Source organism: Enterobacter sp. 50793107 (assembly GCF_001463365.1).
Lineage (GTDB): Bacteria > Pseudomonadota > Gammaproteobacteria > Enterobacterales > Enterobacteriaceae > Enterobacter > Enterobacter cloacae.
In genome coordinates, this window is sequence record NZ_LNII01000066.1 from 17590 (window position 1) to 31818 (window position 14229).

Consider the following 14229-nt stretch of genomic DNA (forward strand, 5'->3'; position numbering starts at 1 on the left):
TGTAGGGTACTCAAGGTCTTATGCAACTAACGCATGTTGACGAAAATCCCGTTCGTCACATTATCGGTCAGGCGGACAACGTGGTAGATCACTTGCTTATTATGGGTTTTAATCTTCCTTTTAATATTTCCTTTATGTGACGAAACGGTTTTCGCTTTAATATTCATCTGGTCTGAAATTTGAATCGTTCCTTGCCCGGCCATCCACATTCGCAGCATGCTTGATTCAGTTCTGCTTAATGATAGGGTGGGTAAGTTAACCGCTCCTACATTCTTAACTTCCTTATTCAAATAATCCCCCAGAATGTCATCCAGCGACTCTGGTTTTATCGATTTAGAACTGATCAATAAATTTTTACGGACTAACAAATACTCATCGAAATGGATATTTGCGATCGCCATAAAAACAATAAACAGGGTTTTAGGATGCTGATTAATGATTTGCTTAATGTGCTGACTGTTGGCTGGATCGTGAATGAAACAGTCCTCATTAATAAACACCACGCCTGGTTTGAGTTCATCACAAGCGGCTGCGAGCTCCTCAACGGTGTGTGCGTCGTTGATGTCTCTCTTTCTTACCCCTCTGCTTGCCAGATACCCGGTTAACCCTAGCCGGGTGTAGCTGCATAAATCCATAATGATCGTTGACATGGCATACCCTCACTCAATGCGTAACGATAATTCACCATCTGCCTGAGAGCTCATAAACAGCCATACGGGATGGAAAAAATTAATAAACCTGTGAGCATGACAAAGACTTTCAGGCGGACTCACTATCCCGTAAAGTTACGTATAATTTGCCAGGAATCATCTTAAAGTAAAGTAAATATTAAGTATTGTGAGGTGGTTAGAAACAATTAAACCGCGTCAGATATATCCTGGAAGATGTTTTTCGTGTTTTATTTTAGGAATATCCTCAGAAAGACAATATCAACTGTGAGGACTATTATTTACGTGGCAGCTCGCTGACAATATCCGCTAAGAGGTTGAATATCTCGCCGAATAAATGCTCACAGAAGGGGGCGATAAGTGGCATTAGCAATGACATTAATAAAATTCCCACCGTCAGCGTCAGCGGAAAACCAATGACGAACACCGACAGTTGCGGGGCCATGCGGTTGAGTAAACCCAACGCCAGGTTCACGGTCAGGAGCAGGGTGATGATCGGCAGCGCCAGCATCAATCCGTTGAGGAACACCAGCCCTGCGGCGCGGGTGAGTGCCAGGAACGCATTGCTGTTAACCGGGTTTTCCCCAATGGGCAGCGTGTGGAAGGTGTCCACCAGCATGGAGATGAGCCACAGATGGCCGTTAAATGACAGGAAAAGCAGCATCGCCAGCATATCGATAATGCGCGCCAGCACCGGCATGTTGAGGTGGCTGCCGGGGTCGACAAACGTGGCGAACGATAGCCCCATCTGCAGGCCGATCAGTTCCCCGGCGGTGCGCACGGCCGCAAAGGCCAGTTGCATGGTAAAACCAACCGCGACGCCAATCAGAATTTGCTGCAACGCCACCCATACCGCATTGGCCGAGAAGATCGGAATATTCACCGGAGGCAGGGAAGGGGCAACGATGATGGTGATGATGATGCCCAGCCCCACTTTGACCCGCTTCGGGATCGCTTTCTCGCTCAGAATCGGGGCGGTGGTGATCAGCGCCAGGATGCGCAGCATGGGCCAGAAATAGACCCCAAGCCACTGAATCCACTGGTCGCTGGTAAAATGGAGCATCGTCGCGTCAGCCGATGATGTACGGCAGATTGGTAAACAGGTTACGCATGTAGTCCAGCAGCAGATTGAGCATCCACGGCCCGGCAACAATGATTGCCACGAACACGGCGATGATTTTCGGAATGAACGAGAGCGTCATTTCGTTAATCTGCGTGGCGGCCTGCAGAATACTGATGATCAGACCGGTCACCAGGGCGACAAGCAGCAGAGGCGCGGCAACGGCAATTGCGATTTTCATCGCTTCCGTGCCCATCATCATGACCGATTCTGGCGTCATTGCGCGCTCCTCAACTGTAGAAACTCTGCGCCAGCGAACTGACCAGCAGCTGCCAGCCGTCGACCAGCACAAAGAGCATGATTTTAAAGGGCAGGGCAATGGTGGCTGGCGGTACCATCATCATACCGAGCGCCATCAGTACGCTGGCGATCACCAGGTCGATAATCAGGAACGGAATAAAGATGGTAAAGCCAATCTGGAAGGCGGTTTTCAGCTCGCTGGTGACGTACGCAGGCAGCAGTATGCGCATCGGCACGGCTTCCGGGCCCTGCAGCTCCCCGGTGTTGGAAAGGCGGGCAAAGAGGGCCAGATCCGCTTCGCGCGTCTGGCGCAGCATGAATTCACGCAGCGGCTGCGCGCCTTTCTCCAGCGCCTCCTGCATGGAGATTTTATCTTCACTGAACGGCTGGTAGGCGTCGGTATAAATCTTATCGATCACCGGCGACATAATAAAAAAGGTTAAAAATAGGGCCAGGCCCAGCAGCACCTGGTTCGGCGGCGCGGAAGGGGTACCCAGCGCGTTTCGCAGCAGGCCAAAGACAATGATGATGCGGGTAAAGCTGGTCATCATCAGCAGGATCGCCGGAATAAAGGTCAGCGAGGTGATGAACACCAGCGTCTGAACCGGGAGCGACCAGCTTTGTCCGCCGCCCGCCAGAGGGGTTGAAACCAGACCGGGCAGTTGCGCATAAACCGCAGGAGCAAACAGGCCAACGCCCGCGAGCGTCAGGGATAACAAACGGCGCATCAGGATCTCCCGTAACGCTTAAGCAAACTCTTCATGACGGACTGGAAATCCGCAGGGGCTTCTGCACGCTCATCACTGATAGCAGGGGCGGGCGGCAGTTTATGTAAAACGTTGACGTTTGACGCGGTGACGTCCAGCACCAGCCGCGCGTCCTCAACGTCTACGATGACCACGCGCTCGCGTGGCCCCAGTGTTGTACTGGCGCTGACCTTCAGACCGCGCGTCCCGGCGGTTTTACCCGCCAGGCCAAAACGCTTCGCCAGCCAGGCGGCGATAAGAATAAAGGCAATAATACCGAGCAACGCGCCGCTCACCTGGAGCAGCGGTGAGCCGGGAACGGCGGAAGGTTGTGATACTGTTGCCTGGGTTTTCATTCTTAACGGCTCAGACGACGCATGCGCTCAGACGGGGTAATGATGTCGGTGATACGCACGCCGTATTTATCGGCCACGACCACCACTTCACCCTGAGCAATCAGATACCCGTTGATCAGGATATCCAGCGGCTCACCGGCCAGACCGTCGAGGGCCACGACGGAACCCTGCGTCAGACGCAGCAGCTCTTTAATGGTCATGCGGGTGCGGCCCAGCTCAACGGTGAGCTTAACCGGGATATCCATAATCAGGTCGATGTCCTGCAGCGTACCGCTGACATCACCGCCGCCTAACTGCTGGAAGACGGCATCAGCTGCACTTTTGGCCGGGGTCGCTTTTTGCTCGTTTAACGCGTCAGCCCACAGATCGTCCAGTGCTCCGCTGTTTTCATCGGACGGATTGTTCATGTCACTCATTTGGGCTGTTCCTCATTCAGCGAATTCAAAATCGGGTTGATCAAGTGCTCAACGCGTAACGCATACTGGCCGTTAATTGTGCCGTACTGACTTGTCAGCACGGGGACACCATCCACATGGGCAATAATGCGGTCGGGTTTTTCTATCGGCAAAACGTCACCGGGTTGTAATTTCAGGATCTGGGATAACCGCAGCGGAATATCGGCAAAGCTCGCCACCAGCTCAAGCTGTGAGTGCTGGACCTGGCGCACCAGGTTTTCACGCCAGTTCTGATCTTCATGACGTGAGTTCTCCAGCGGCGGGTTGACCAACAGCTCGCGCAGCGGTTCGATCATGCTGAACGGCAGGCAGATGTTGAACTCGCCGGTCAGGTTACCGACCTCCACGTGGAATGGCGTGTTGACGACGATGTCGTTCGGAGAGGTGGTGATGTTGGTAAATTTCACCTGCATCTCAGAACGCACATACTCCACTTCCAGCGGGTTAATGGCCTTCCACGCGTCGCTGTATGACTCCAGCGCCAGCTTCAGCATGCGGTTAATGACGCGCTGTTCGGTGTGGGTGAATTCACGACCTTCTACTTTGGTCGGGAAGCGCCCGTCGCCGCCGAACAGGTTATCCACCGCAATGAACACCAGGCTTGGGGAAAACACCACCAGACCTGTGCCGCGCAGCGGTTTCAGATGGATCAGGTTAAGGTTGGTTGGCACCGGCAGGTTGCGGGCAAACTCATGATACGGCTGAATGCGGATCGCACCGACCGTGATATCCGGGCTACGACGCAGCAGGTTAAACAGCCCCATACGGAACTGACGTGCAAAACGTTCGTTAATGATCTCCAGCGCCTGCAGACGTTCACGTACCACGCGACGCTGGGTATTCGGGTCATAGGGACGAATATCGCTATCGCCGCCAATGCCCGGTTGCGGATCATCACTCTTATCGCTGTCGCCGTTGAGCAGCGCATCGATTTCTGCCTGAGAAAGAATACTGTCGCCCATGTCGTTACCGCAGAATAAAGGCTGTATACAGAACGTCAGTGACTTCCTGCTTAGGTTGGCCGTTCACCAGCGGGGTCGCCAGCGTTTGCTTAATAGCGTCGACCAGCTTTTGCTTACCTTCATCGGTGGCAAGCGTTGAAGCGTCCTGACGAGAGAACAGCAGCAGCAGACGGCTGCGCACTTCCGGAAGGTAATCGTTCAGTCGGGAACGGGTGGCTTCATCTTTCAGGCGCAGCGTGATGCCGACATACAGCACACGATCCGCATCACCGAGGTTGACGGTGAAGGTATCCAGCGGGAAGAACACCGGTGCCGGCGGAGGTGGCAGTTCGGCTTTGGCCGCAGCAGTAGAAGGTTTCTGCTGCATGCGCCAGTAACTATAGCCCGCGGTAGCGCAGGCGGCGAGCGTGATTAACACCAGCAGCGGGATCCAGATGGAACGCTTACTTTTTTTGGTGATCGCGGAGTCAGTCATCTGATACGAGCTTCCTGTTTCGGTACAGCTTAATATGGTGATTATCCCGTGTCCGGCTGACGTCAAAGCGTGGAAAAGACGGGGATAATCACGCTACCTCTGGCGTTTAGGCGAAGATGTCTACGGCGCGGTTGCCGCTCGCAGCGGATTGCAGGGCTGCCGGGGTCGGCAGTAACTCATCGCTCTCTTCAGTAAATCCGCCATGTTGGCCGGAACGCGACGCCTGCTGTTGCTGCTGGGACGAAGACTGCTGCTGCCCGGCAAAGCTCTCGCTGCTGACGCTACTCTGCGTAAGCTGAATGCCGTTTTCCGCCAGTGACGTACGCAGTACCGGCAGGGCGGCTTCCAGTGCGGCACGCACGTGGCCGTGCGCAGAGACCATCTGCAGCTGCGCCTGGTCATTATCCAGCTTCAGCGAAATGTGCACCTGGCCCAGATCTTCCGGGTTCAGGCGCAACTCTGCGGTTTGCTGTCCTTGCTTCGCAAACAGCGTGATGTGCTGGCTCAGGTTCTGTTGCCATTCGTGGGTGCCGAGCGGCTGACTCAACACCGGTGCGGTGGCAACGGTTGCGGGCTGCGAGGTGGCGTGGCTGGAGACAATCGGCGCCAGGGCGGCGGTTGGTGTGGAAGACGAAGACGCGCTGGCAAGATCCTGTTTCTCGGCCGCGACGGCGAGCGCTGGCGTCGCCGGTGCGTTGGCCGGCAGGGACGGATCAACGTTTTGAGCCTGCCCGGCGAAAGATGGCTGCGCGTTATCCTTACCCGTCAGGGCGCTGCCCAGTGCGTGTGCAGACGTACCATTTTGCGTAAGCGTCGTGGCGGTCAGGGCTGACGTTGCTTTGAGCCCCTCACTGCCCGCGCCTTTCGCGATGACCGGCGTGGAGGTCTGCTGGTGCGGCAGCATGGCCATCAGCGCGCTTAAGCCCGCCAGCTCTTCTTCGCTCAGTTCGGTTTTGCTGTTATCGGCGCTATTCGCCGTGGCCAACGTCTTCAGGGCATCGCCCTTAGCGGCAGGCATCAGCCCGGAGACAAGCGTTTGCAGCGGCGTCGTCTGCGCCGTTTCATCGCCAGCCTGCGTGGATTGACGCGCGAGCAGATCGGCAATTTTCGCCTGCAGGGTGGACTCTTCCCCGGCGTCCTTCGCGACCTTTGACAGCTTGCTGCCAGCCGCCTTCAGGTCGGCCAGCGTCAGCGGCGCATCTTTGCCCTGACCGCTGGCGTCCGTTAACGCGCCCGCCAGCAGAGAAAGAAAGTCTTGCGCACCGACGGTGCCTTTCCCCGTTTGCATGCCGCCTGACAGGTCGCTGTCGGTCATCAGCAGTTGTTGCAGTGTGATCATTCCGGTTTCCTCATTGATGCGCGCTGGGCAAACTCATCCATTTTTTTCTGATCCTGGCGGTTTTCCGCCAGCGTCGCCGCGGCAATCTGCCGGTCCTGTAAGGTCTGCCAGGCCTGCAGTCGCTGCTTCTTCTCGCGCCAGAAATTCAGCGCGGTGTCGACTTTTTGGGTCCATTGCTGAAGCTGCTGGCGATGCTGTTCTATCGCCTTCTCCAGCGTCTGAATAAACTGCTGATAGTTAATCCAGCGCTGGCTTCCAATGCCCTGTGTCATATCGGTATTGAGGTTGGTGCGATACTCATGCTGATAGTCGATTAACATCTTCAACTGCTCTTCAGCCTGCTGGCACCCGCGTCGCATTGCGCCAAGCTGCAATGCGGCATCATCAACTTCTTTTTCAGCCAGATCTTTCAGCGTTGATAACGCGCTGTTTTGCGCCATGATCGTCGCCCTCCACCTGTGTTACACCTGCGGGAAAATCAGCTCCAGAGCCTGAATCGAATCTTCCCAGTCGGCACGTTCAAATATGCCTTGTTGCAAAAATGCCTCCAGCTGCGGCCACAGGCTAATCGCTTTGTCTAGCATGGGATCGCTACCTTTGGCATACGCCCCCACGCTCACCAGATCGCGGTTGCGCTGGAAGCTGGAGAGCAGTTGTTTGAAGTTACGCACGCGGGCGTAGTGCTTCTCGGTAATCAGCGCCGTCATTGCGCGGCTGATGGAAGCTTCAATATCAATGGCCGGATAGTGTCCGGCTTCGGCCAGGCGACGCGATAACACAATATGACCGTCGAGGATCGCCCGCGCGGAGTCGGCAATCGGGTCCTGCTGGTCGTCGCCTTCGGTCAGCACCGTATAAAACGCGGTAATGGAGCCACCGCCGCTAATGCCGTTCCCTGCGCGTTCAACCAGTGCCGGGAGTTTGGCAAAGACCGACGGCGGATAGCCTTTGGTGGCCGGTGGCTCACCGATGGCCAGCGCGATTTCACGCTGCGCCATCGCGTAACGGGTCAGAGAGTCCATGATCAGCAGCACGTGCTGGCCGCGGTCACGGAAATCTTCGGCGATGCGGGTGGCATATGCGGCACCCTGCATACGCAGCAACGGGGAGACATCCGCCGGGGCGGCGATGACCACCGAACGGGCGCGGCCTTCCGCACCCAGAATGTTTTCAATGAAGTCTTTAACTTCGCGGCCACGTTCACCGATCAGCCCCACGACGATCACATCGGCCTGGGTGTAACGGGCCATCATGCCGAGCAGGACCGATTTACCCACCCCTGAACCGGCGAACAGCCCCATACGCTGGCCGCGACCGACGGTCAGCAGGGCGTTGATCGGGCGCACGCCGGTATCAAGAACATGTTCGATCGGGGTACGCTGCAGGGGGTTAAACGGTTGGGTGATCAGCGCGCCGGTTTCGGTGGTGTCCGGGGCGGGAAGGCCGTCGAGCGGTTTACCGCTGCCGTCCATCACGCGGCCCAGCAGGGCAGGGCCGAGCGGGAGCTGCTTACCGCTTTGCAGACCATCGCCGATGATGTTTTTTGCATAGACGCGCGCGCCGGGCAGAATGCCTTCCACCTCTTCAAGCGGCATCAGGAAAAGACGCTGGCCGTTAAAGCCCACCACTTCGCTTTCCACTTCTCGCGTTTCCTGCCCATCCTGACGCTCGATCACGCAGGTGGCCCCCAGAGGCAGCTGCAGGCCGGTGGCTTCCAGCACCAGACCGGTGGCGCGGGTCAGGCGCCCATAACGACGAACAGATGGCAGTTGCGCCATCTTCGTTTCAAAGTTATCGAGCGTGTTGAGCCAGCGAGTGAGGCGTGCGGTCATCAGACGACTCCCGGAGCCGCCAGGCGGCACAGTTCCTGCCAGCGGGTGGCGACGCTGGCATCCAGATCGCCTTCATCGGCGGAGACTTTGCATCCACCGTGATGTAGCGACGGGTCACCGCGCAGACGCCAGCCGTGCAGGCTCAGCGTGGCACCGAGACTCTCTTCTACGCGCTGGAGATCGTCCGGATGAACGCGCAGTTGCGGTTTCCCGCTGAACAACGGCTCTTGCTGCAGCAGGCCCTGAATTTGTTTGATCAGCGCTGAATTATCGACAGCCGGGGTCTGGCCAATTACCTGACGGGCCGCTTCCAGCGCCATCTGCATCAACCGGGAAGCAATCACGCTGTCCAGCGCATCCAGGGTGTGCTGGAACTCGCTGACCAGCTGCTGCATACGGGCATGGAGAGGCGCCTGCTGCTGGCGCGCCTGCTCAATACCCTGTTCTAACCCTTTCGCCAGACCTTCCTGATAACCCTGGTCATGGCCTTTCTGTCGGCCTTCATTCAGACCTGCATTAAAACCCTGCTCATGCGCCTGCATTTGTAACTGCGCCAGCATCTGCGTGCGCTGTTCTTCTTCGCTCAGTTCAGGCGCCTCAACGTCGGTGTCGCCCTCCTCGGGCGACGCTACGACAGCCGGGGTGAATTCAGAGAGGGCAGGGGCCAGATCGTCAGGCGTCCAGCGCTTCCACGGCAGCTCATTAGACATAGGTGTCGTCTCCGCTGCCAATTACCATCTCGCCGGTTTCTGCCAGACGACGAACGATGAGCAGGATCGCTTTCTGTTCGTTTTCCACCTGAGACAGACGCACCGGGCCACGGTTGGCAAGGTCGTCGCGCAGGATATCTGCCGCACGCTGGGACATGTTGCGCAGGAACTTCTCGCGCAGCGGCTGTTCGGCACCTTTGAGGGCGATAAGCAGCGACTCGGAGTCCACTTCCTGGAGCAGGCGCTGGATGCTGCGGTCGTCCACTTCGACCAGGTTTTCGAACAGGAACATCTCGTCGATAATTTTCTGCGCCAGCTCGCCGTCGAACTCGCGAACTGCCGTAATAACGGCTTCTTCCTGCTGCGTTTTCATCAGGTTGATGATTTCCGCCGCCGTTCTCACGCCGCCCATTTTGCTGCGCTTGAGGTTCTGACCGTCGAGCAGGTTGTTCAGCACTTCGGTCAGCTCCGCCAGCGCTGCTGGCTGGACACCGCCGAAGGTGGCGATACGCAGCATCACATCGTGACGCAGGCGCTCTTCGAACAGCGCCAGAATATCGGCCGCCTGACCACGTTTGAGGTGAACCAGGATGGTGGCGATAATCTGCGGGTGCTCGTCGCGAATAAGGTCGGCGGCACTCTGCGGCTCCATAAAGTTGAGCGTTTCGATCCCGCTGGCGGTATCGCGCGTTTCGAGAATATCCTCCAGCAGGCTGGCGGCACGCTCTTCGCCCAGCGCCTTGACCAGCACGGAGCGCAGATAGTCGTTGGCGTTGACGTTGAGCGCTGCAAACTGTTCGGCTTCCTGCTCAAACTCCGACAACACTTCGGTCAGCTGTTTGTTGGAGATCTGACGCACGTTGGCCATGGCCGCACTCAGAATTTGTACTTCTCGCTGGGAGAGGTGTTTAAACACCTCTGCCGCACGATCTTCGCCAATGGTCATCAGCAGGATGACGCTTTTATCGGTGCCCGTAAGCGTATTACTCATGTTCGTTACCCATCCACTGGCGGATGACCAGCGCCACGACGCGCGGATCGTTATCTGACATTTCGCGAATGCGCTGGCTCATGACCTCAGCACCCATGCGCTGGTTAGCACGACGCTGCTGCATCTGTTCGTCTTTGCTGAGGCGGACTTCAACCGCTTCTTCCACTTCCTGACGCGCGTTCATCTGTTCGCGAGCCGCTTTCTCGGCTTCTGCACGACGCTGCAACTGAGGACGAACGCCCTTACGCCACAGCAGCCAGGCGACAATCAGCACCAGCAACCAACGGCCCGCAGACATCAGCTGATCGATAAACGCCTGCTGTTGCCAGAATGGCAGCTCACCGCCGGTCTCATCTACCGGGTTAAACGGTGAATTCACCACGTTGAGGCTATCGCCACGCTTCTCGGAGTAACCCATTGCTTCACGGGTCAGGTCTTCGATCTGCTTCATCTGCTCTGCCGTCAGCGGCAGCGGTTTGCCATTCGGCAGCGTTTTGTAGTTCACCACGACGGCCACCGACAGACGCTGAATATCACCTACGTTCAGTTTCGTGTGGCGGATAGTCCGATCCACTTCGTAGTTGGTGGTTTCGTTACGGCTGCTGGTACGTGGACCGGCATTGCTGGCCGTCGAGGTTGTGGTCTGCTGATTTTGCTGACCGTTCTGCTGATTAGCCGGCGGCGTAGAAATAGGGGCCGCGTTAGCCGGGGCAGGCTGGTTAGAGAGTGCGCCCGGCACGCCGCCTGGGTATGCACCGCCAACCTGTTCGTTTTCGTTAACCTGGCGAGAGCGCATCACTGCCTGAGCCGGATCGCCGTTCGGGCGGTACTGCTCTTCGGTCTGTTCTTTATTAGAGAAGTCGATCTGCGCGGTAACCTGGGCATGGACGTTGCTGTTACCCACAACCGGGCCGAGGATCGCTTCGATGCGGCGCTGGAGGCGCGCTTCCACATCGGCGGCATATTTCAGCTGCGCGTCATTCAGATCGCGCCCGGCGGTATTGCTTTGGGTCAGCAAGTGACCACTCTGGTCAACCAGCGTGACGTTACCCGGCGGTAAACCGGCGACGGCGCTGGAGACTAAATGCGTGACCGCACTGATTTGCCCTTCATCCAGCGCCCGGCCGGGTTCAAGGTTGACGGTGACGGAAGCCGACGGGGATTTCTGTTCGCGGACAAACAGGGACGGTTTAGGCATGGCAAGGTGCACGCGGGCGCTCTTCACCGGGCCTAATGTTTCAATCGTGCGGGCCAGCTCACCTTCCAGCGCACGCTGGTAGTTCACCTGCTCGCTGAACTGGCTGATACCGAACTTTTCCTGATCCAGCAGTTCAAAACCCACCGCGCCGCCCTTCGGCAGGCCCTGCTGCGCCAGGCGCAGACGGAGTTCATGGACTTTATCTGCCGGTACCTCAAGCGCACCCCCGTTATCGGCGAAGCGATAAGGGATGTTCATTTGAGTCAGTTGGGTGACGATGGCGCCGCCATCCTGATCGGAAAGGTTGCTGTAAAGCGTGCGGTAATCAGGACTTTTCGCCCACAACACCATCGCTACAAGGATCGCAATTGCGGCAGCGCCTGCCACGATCAACGGGATTTTAGGATTCGCGCGAAGGCGGTTCATCCACTCGAGTGATTTATTCTGCGGCGCTGTCGATGCTGCTGCACTCATTGCGCACCTCTTAAATCCTGGTGGTTTACGTTATTCGTGTAGAGAAACAAAACTGACTCCCGGGTCGGCAAACACGACAAAAGTTCCATATTGATGGCCCAGCCATTATTTGATGATTCGTGATTTTCTATGGGCCAAATAACCTGGTTTTTTATCGCTATTTACCGCCATTATCTTATTGACAAGCTGTTAGTCTTGACCGCGTAAAAAACCATCCAGGGGAGAGTCATGGCTATACAGGGTATTGAAGGGGTTATCAGTCAGCTGCAGGCAACCGCGATGACGGCCCGTAATCAGAATGTGGCAGAACAGCAGCCGACCATCAGCTTTGCCGGGCAACTGCATGCTGCGCTCGACCGTATCAGCGATACCCAGACCGCCGCGCGTACCCAGGCCGAGAAGTTCACCCTCGGTGAACCTGGCGTGGCGCTGAACGATGTGATGACCGATTTGCAAAAAGCCTCGGTCTCTCTGCAGATGGGGATCCAGGTGCGTAATAAGCTGGTGTCTGCGTATCAGGAAGTGATGGGCATGCAGGTTTAGGTTATATAACCTAATGATATTTATAATTAATAACCATCCGATCCCACTGCGTGGGGCATGGATGGGGCAAACTCACTCAATTTCTGGTTGAGGATGAGTACCTGGTCCTGGTTATTTTCAGCCATCCAGGATCCGTACACCCGGTAAACCATTTGCGCGTCGGTGTGGCCCATTTGCTTCGCGATGAAGTTCGGGTTTGCACCGGCAGCTAACGACCAGCATGCATACGTGTGTCGGGACTGGTATGCTCTGCGATAGCGAATCCCGGCGCGTCGCATTGCCGCTTCCCACGACTGGTTGATCGACCCCACTGCGTAATGATGCCCGGCACGGCCATTACGTGATGCGATCTGCGGGTTGAACACGAACGTGCACGGATGCACATCAGTACGGCCATACTCGCGCAGTTTCACTTCAACCTGATACTGCTTACCCAGGCGTGTTAATTCGGCCTGGCTCTTCAGCACATCGATAGCTGGCTGAATGAGGTTGATGATGCGGTCCGTTCCGGCCTCCGTCTTCGGAAGGGTGAACTCCTTCGTTAACGTGTGGTTCCGGCGGATCATCATCGTACCCGCTTTCAGGTCGATATCTTCCCAGGCCAGCGACACAAGTTCGCCGTGGCGCACACCTGTGTACACAGCCAACGACCACATGTTTTTCAGCTGCTGGTGGGCGCAGGCATTAATCATCCTGACAAACTCCTCGCGCGTCAGCGGGTCAGGCTCGCAACGTGAACGCTTAAGCATGGCTATGCCGGTAAACGGATTCACCCGGACATACCCGCTGTCGGCGGCAAACTTAAACATCCCGCCCATGATCTTCATGTAATTGTTGACCGTTCTTACTGTGCGGCCCTTTACAGGCGTACGATGGCCAGCCTTCAAAGTCTGATAACCGGTCAGCAATTCCTTTCTGATAAACAGCAGGTCTTCCTGTGTCACCGCAGATACAAGCCTGTCACCGCCGATCCTCGGCACCATATTGCGCGTTATAGATGTATAACGTGCCATCGCGTTGGTGCTGATCTCCATACGCTTCAGTTCAAGCCACTTGTTCGCCAGCTCCAGAACGGTGATTTCCTTACTCTCAACCCCAAACCTTTTCAGGTTCGGTGAATCAGGGAACTGGGCCGCATAATTGAAGTTGCCGGTCTTAATCGAAAAACACACCGACGCGCGCAGCTCGCCAGCGACCTTTCTGTTTTTTGGTGTATCCGGCACGCCGAGGCTTTCACGCACCCGGCTGCCTTTATAGATGAACCATATGCGGAGCGTACCGCCATGGTTCTCCACGCCTGTTGGGTATGCTGACTTAGCCATTATTCCCTCCTGACGTCCAAGAGCCCGCTAAGCATAAACGGATTTTCATTGGCGCGCACCCGGCTGTTTTTTTGACATGCTCTCAACCCACTGGTCGACAGCCTTGCGGTTGTACATGCATTCGCTGTTTTTCTTCGGCACGCCGTCCGGTGAGACGTGAAGGTATTCCCGGCCGACCATCCAGCATTTTTTGCGGGCCCGCTCGATAGTGCCCGGGCGAAGGCCGGTAATCTCGACGAGCTTTTCTTCGGTTACCCAGTCGTTGGGCACGATTAAGGTCATTTCGCTCATGGGTGTCTCCAGGCAAAAATAAGCCCGGCGCGGTGCCGGGCAAAAGGGATAATGGAGCAGTGCTTTCGCACCCAATAGCCAGCTCATAACTGGCTATCAGTTGCGCCAGATTGCATTAAATCTGCGATCGGTTATTGCGCCTCACCGAGAAGTTACTGGACAGAGCGCTGCTGATTGGGCCTCCGTTGTTAAGGTCTGCCACGATGATATCGACGGTCAGCCCTTCGCTTGTTATTTCGGTATCAAGCGGCGCATTGTCCTCTAGCGCATCACTGAAAGATGCCGCTACAATCTTCCCGCCCATAAACGACATGCCAGCGCTAAGCGGCGGCTCTTTGCCGTCCTCATACTCAAATACGAACGTCATCTTTCCCATAATTTCTCCTCATGCCGCACGCTGGGCGCGCAGCTTCTTCAGGTGTTCTGCTGTTTCGATTTCTTCGGCGATCCGCTCAGCCTGTGCTTTGGTCAGCGGCTCGAATTCATGCTGAAAGCGGCCCATGCTGG

At 56.5% G+C, this 14229-nt stretch carries 17 protein-coding genes and 1 pseudogene; 1 reads left to right on the top strand and 17 read right to left on the bottom strand.

The genetic code is table 11. The features are described 5' to 3' along the window. Window positions 1-26: 26 nt before the first annotated feature. The 14 genes and pseudogenes from rcsA to fliF form a co-directional block, all read right to left on the bottom strand. Window positions 27-650: a transcriptional regulator RcsA gene (rcsA, locus tag APU11_RS08810; RefSeq protein ID WP_013097740.1), complete on the bottom strand. Its 624-nt coding sequence runs from the start codon at window positions 648-650 to the stop codon at window positions 27-29. A gap of 279 nt (window positions 651-929) precedes the next feature. Then, window positions 930-1731, bottom strand: a pseudogene (fliR, locus tag APU11_RS08815) (flagellar biosynthetic protein FliR). Window positions 1732-1738: 7 nt separating this feature from the next. Continuing rightward, complete coding sequence (gene fliQ, locus APU11_RS08820) at window positions 1739-2008, bottom strand: flagellar biosynthesis protein FliQ (RefSeq protein ID WP_008500315.1); 270 nt, start codon at window positions 2006-2008, stop codon at window positions 1739-1741. Between the two features lie 10 nt (window positions 2009-2018). Next, complete coding sequence (gene fliP, locus APU11_RS08825; protein ID WP_013097738.1) at window positions 2019-2756, bottom strand: flagellar type III secretion system pore protein FliP; 738 nt, start codon at window positions 2754-2756, stop codon at window positions 2019-2021. Continuing rightward, on the bottom strand, window positions 2756-3130 hold the full coding sequence (fliO, locus tag APU11_RS08830; RefSeq protein ID WP_060578409.1) for a flagellar biosynthetic protein FliO: 375 nt from the start codon (window positions 3128-3130) through the stop codon (window positions 2756-2758). The genes fliP and fliO overlap by 1 nt, the downstream gene beginning before the upstream one ends. A 2-nt stretch (window positions 3131-3132) precedes the next feature. Next, window positions 3133-3546 (bottom strand): flagellar motor switch protein FliN, encoded by a 414-nt coding sequence (fliN, locus tag APU11_RS08835; RefSeq protein ID WP_008500318.1) that lies wholly within the window; start codon window positions 3544-3546, stop codon window positions 3133-3135. After that, window positions 3543-4547: a flagellar motor switch protein FliM gene (fliM, locus tag APU11_RS08840; protein WP_060578411.1), complete on the bottom strand. Its 1005-nt coding sequence runs from the start codon at window positions 4545-4547 to the stop codon at window positions 3543-3545. The genes fliN and fliM overlap by 4 nt, the downstream gene beginning before the upstream one ends. Before the next feature lie 4 nt (window positions 4548-4551). Beyond that, window positions 4552-5022: a flagellar basal body-associated protein FliL gene (gene fliL, locus APU11_RS08845; RefSeq protein WP_014832480.1), complete on the bottom strand. Its 471-nt coding sequence runs from the start codon at window positions 5020-5022 to the stop codon at window positions 4552-4554. 106 nt (window positions 5023-5128) lie between these two features. Further along, window positions 5129-6361, bottom strand: a complete 1233-nt coding sequence (gene fliK / locus APU11_RS08850; protein WP_058650951.1) for a flagellar hook length control protein FliK — start codon at window positions 6359-6361, stop codon at window positions 5129-5131. After that, entirely contained in the window at window positions 6358-6801 is a 444-nt protein-coding gene (gene fliJ / locus APU11_RS08855) for a flagellar export protein FliJ (RefSeq protein ID WP_013097733.1), read from the bottom strand. Before fliJ ends, fliK begins: the two co-directional genes overlap by 4 nt. A 21-nt stretch (window positions 6802-6822) precedes the next feature. After that, window positions 6823-8193, bottom strand: coding sequence for a flagellar protein export ATPase FliI (gene fliI / locus APU11_RS08860; RefSeq protein ID WP_058650950.1), 1371 nt, complete (start codon window positions 8191-8193; stop codon window positions 6823-6825). Next, entirely contained in the window at window positions 8193-8903 is a 711-nt protein-coding gene (gene fliH, locus APU11_RS08865; RefSeq protein ID WP_013097731.1) for a flagellar assembly protein FliH, read from the bottom strand. Before fliH ends, fliI begins: the two co-directional genes overlap by 1 nt. Further along, window positions 8896-9894 carry a flagellar motor switch protein FliG gene (gene fliG, locus APU11_RS08870; protein ID WP_008500327.1) on the bottom strand — a complete coding sequence of 333 codons (999 nt, stop codon included), beginning with the start codon at window positions 9892-9894 and terminating at the stop codon, window positions 8896-8898. Before fliG ends, fliH begins: the two co-directional genes overlap by 8 nt. Then, window positions 9887-11566 carry a flagellar basal-body MS-ring/collar protein FliF gene (gene fliF / locus APU11_RS08875; protein WP_023619799.1) on the bottom strand — a complete coding sequence of 560 codons (1680 nt, stop codon included), beginning with the start codon at window positions 11564-11566 and terminating at the stop codon, window positions 9887-9889. Before fliF ends, fliG begins: the two co-directional genes overlap by 8 nt. 228 nt (window positions 11567-11794) lie before the next feature. Between fliF and fliE the strand changes: the two genes are divergently transcribed. Then, window positions 11795-12109 (top strand): flagellar hook-basal body complex protein FliE, encoded by a 315-nt coding sequence (fliE, locus tag APU11_RS08880; RefSeq protein ID WP_013097729.1) that lies wholly within the window; start codon window positions 11795-11797, stop codon window positions 12107-12109. Between the two features lie 26 nt (window positions 12110-12135). On the opposite strand, the gene APU11_RS08885 is transcribed toward fliE, so the two are convergent. The 3 genes from APU11_RS08885 to APU11_RS08895 all read right to left on the bottom strand — a co-directional run bounded on the left by APU11_RS08885 (window position 12136) and on the right by APU11_RS08895 (window position 14098). Further along, a complete protein-coding gene (locus tag APU11_RS08885; RefSeq protein ID WP_058650949.1) occupies window positions 12136-13431 on the bottom strand; it encodes a site-specific integrase in 1296 nt (431 codons plus the stop codon). Window positions 13432-13476: 45 nt separating this feature from the next. Further along, window positions 13477-13722: an excisionase family protein gene (locus tag APU11_RS08890; RefSeq protein WP_014070846.1), complete on the bottom strand. Its 246-nt coding sequence runs from the start codon at window positions 13720-13722 to the stop codon at window positions 13477-13479. A 115-nt stretch (window positions 13723-13837) separates the two neighbouring features. Then, entirely contained in the window at window positions 13838-14098 is a 261-nt protein-coding gene (locus tag APU11_RS08895; RefSeq protein WP_059520862.1) for a hypothetical protein, read from the bottom strand. Window positions 14099-14229 lie beyond the last annotated feature (131 nt).

Coding starts and splice junctions, on each gene's coding strand:
- rcsA (WP_013097740.1), bottom strand. CDS start 650: ATGTCAACGATCATTATGGATTTATGCAGCTACACCCGGCTAGGGTTA.
- APU11_RS08890 (WP_014070846.1), bottom strand. CDS start 13,722: ATGAGCGAAATGACCTTAATCGTGCCCAACGACTGGGTAACCGAAGAA.
- fliN (WP_008500318.1), bottom strand. CDS start 3,546: ATGAGTGACATGAACAATCCGTCCGATGAAAACAGCGGAGCACTGGAC.
- fliQ (WP_008500315.1), bottom strand. CDS start 2,008: ATGACGCCAGAATCGGTCATGATGATGGGCACGGAAGCGATGAAAATC.
- fliH (WP_013097731.1), bottom strand. CDS start 8,903: ATGTCTAATGAGCTGCCGTGGAAGCGCTGGACGCCTGACGATCTGGCC.
- fliI (WP_058650950.1), bottom strand. CDS start 8,193: ATGACCGCACGCCTCACTCGCTGGCTCAACACGCTCGATAACTTTGAA.
- fliM (WP_060578411.1), bottom strand. CDS start 4,547: ATGGGCGACAGTATTCTTTCTCAGGCAGAAATCGATGCGCTGCTCAAC.
- fliJ (WP_013097733.1), bottom strand. CDS start 6,801: ATGGCGCAAAACAGCGCGTTATCAACGCTGAAAGATCTGGCTGAAAAA.
- fliF (WP_023619799.1), bottom strand. CDS start 11,566: ATGAGTGCAGCAGCATCGACAGCGCCGCAGAATAAATCACTCGAGTGG.
- fliO (WP_060578409.1), bottom strand. CDS start 3,130: ATGAAAACCCAGGCAACAGTATCACAACCTTCCGCCGTTCCCGGCTCA.
- fliP (WP_013097738.1), bottom strand. CDS start 2,756: ATGCGCCGTTTGTTATCCCTGACGCTCGCGGGCGTTGGCCTGTTTGCT.
- fliE (WP_013097729.1), top strand. CDS start 11,795: ATGGCTATACAGGGTATTGAAGGGGTTATCAGTCAGCTGCAGGCAACC.
- fliL (WP_014832480.1), bottom strand. CDS start 5,022: ATGACTGACTCCGCGATCACCAAAAAAAGTAAGCGTTCCATCTGGATC.
- APU11_RS08895 (WP_059520862.1), bottom strand. CDS start 14,098: ATGGGAAAGATGACGTTCGTATTTGAGTATGAGGACGGCAAAGAGCCG.
- APU11_RS08885 (WP_058650949.1), bottom strand. CDS start 13,431: ATGGCTAAGTCAGCATACCCAACAGGCGTGGAGAACCATGGCGGTACG.
- fliG (WP_008500327.1), bottom strand. CDS start 9,894: ATGAGTAATACGCTTACGGGCACCGATAAAAGCGTCATCCTGCTGATG.
- fliK (WP_058650951.1), bottom strand. CDS start 6,361: ATGATCACACTGCAACAACTGCTGATGACCGACAGCGACCTGTCAGGC.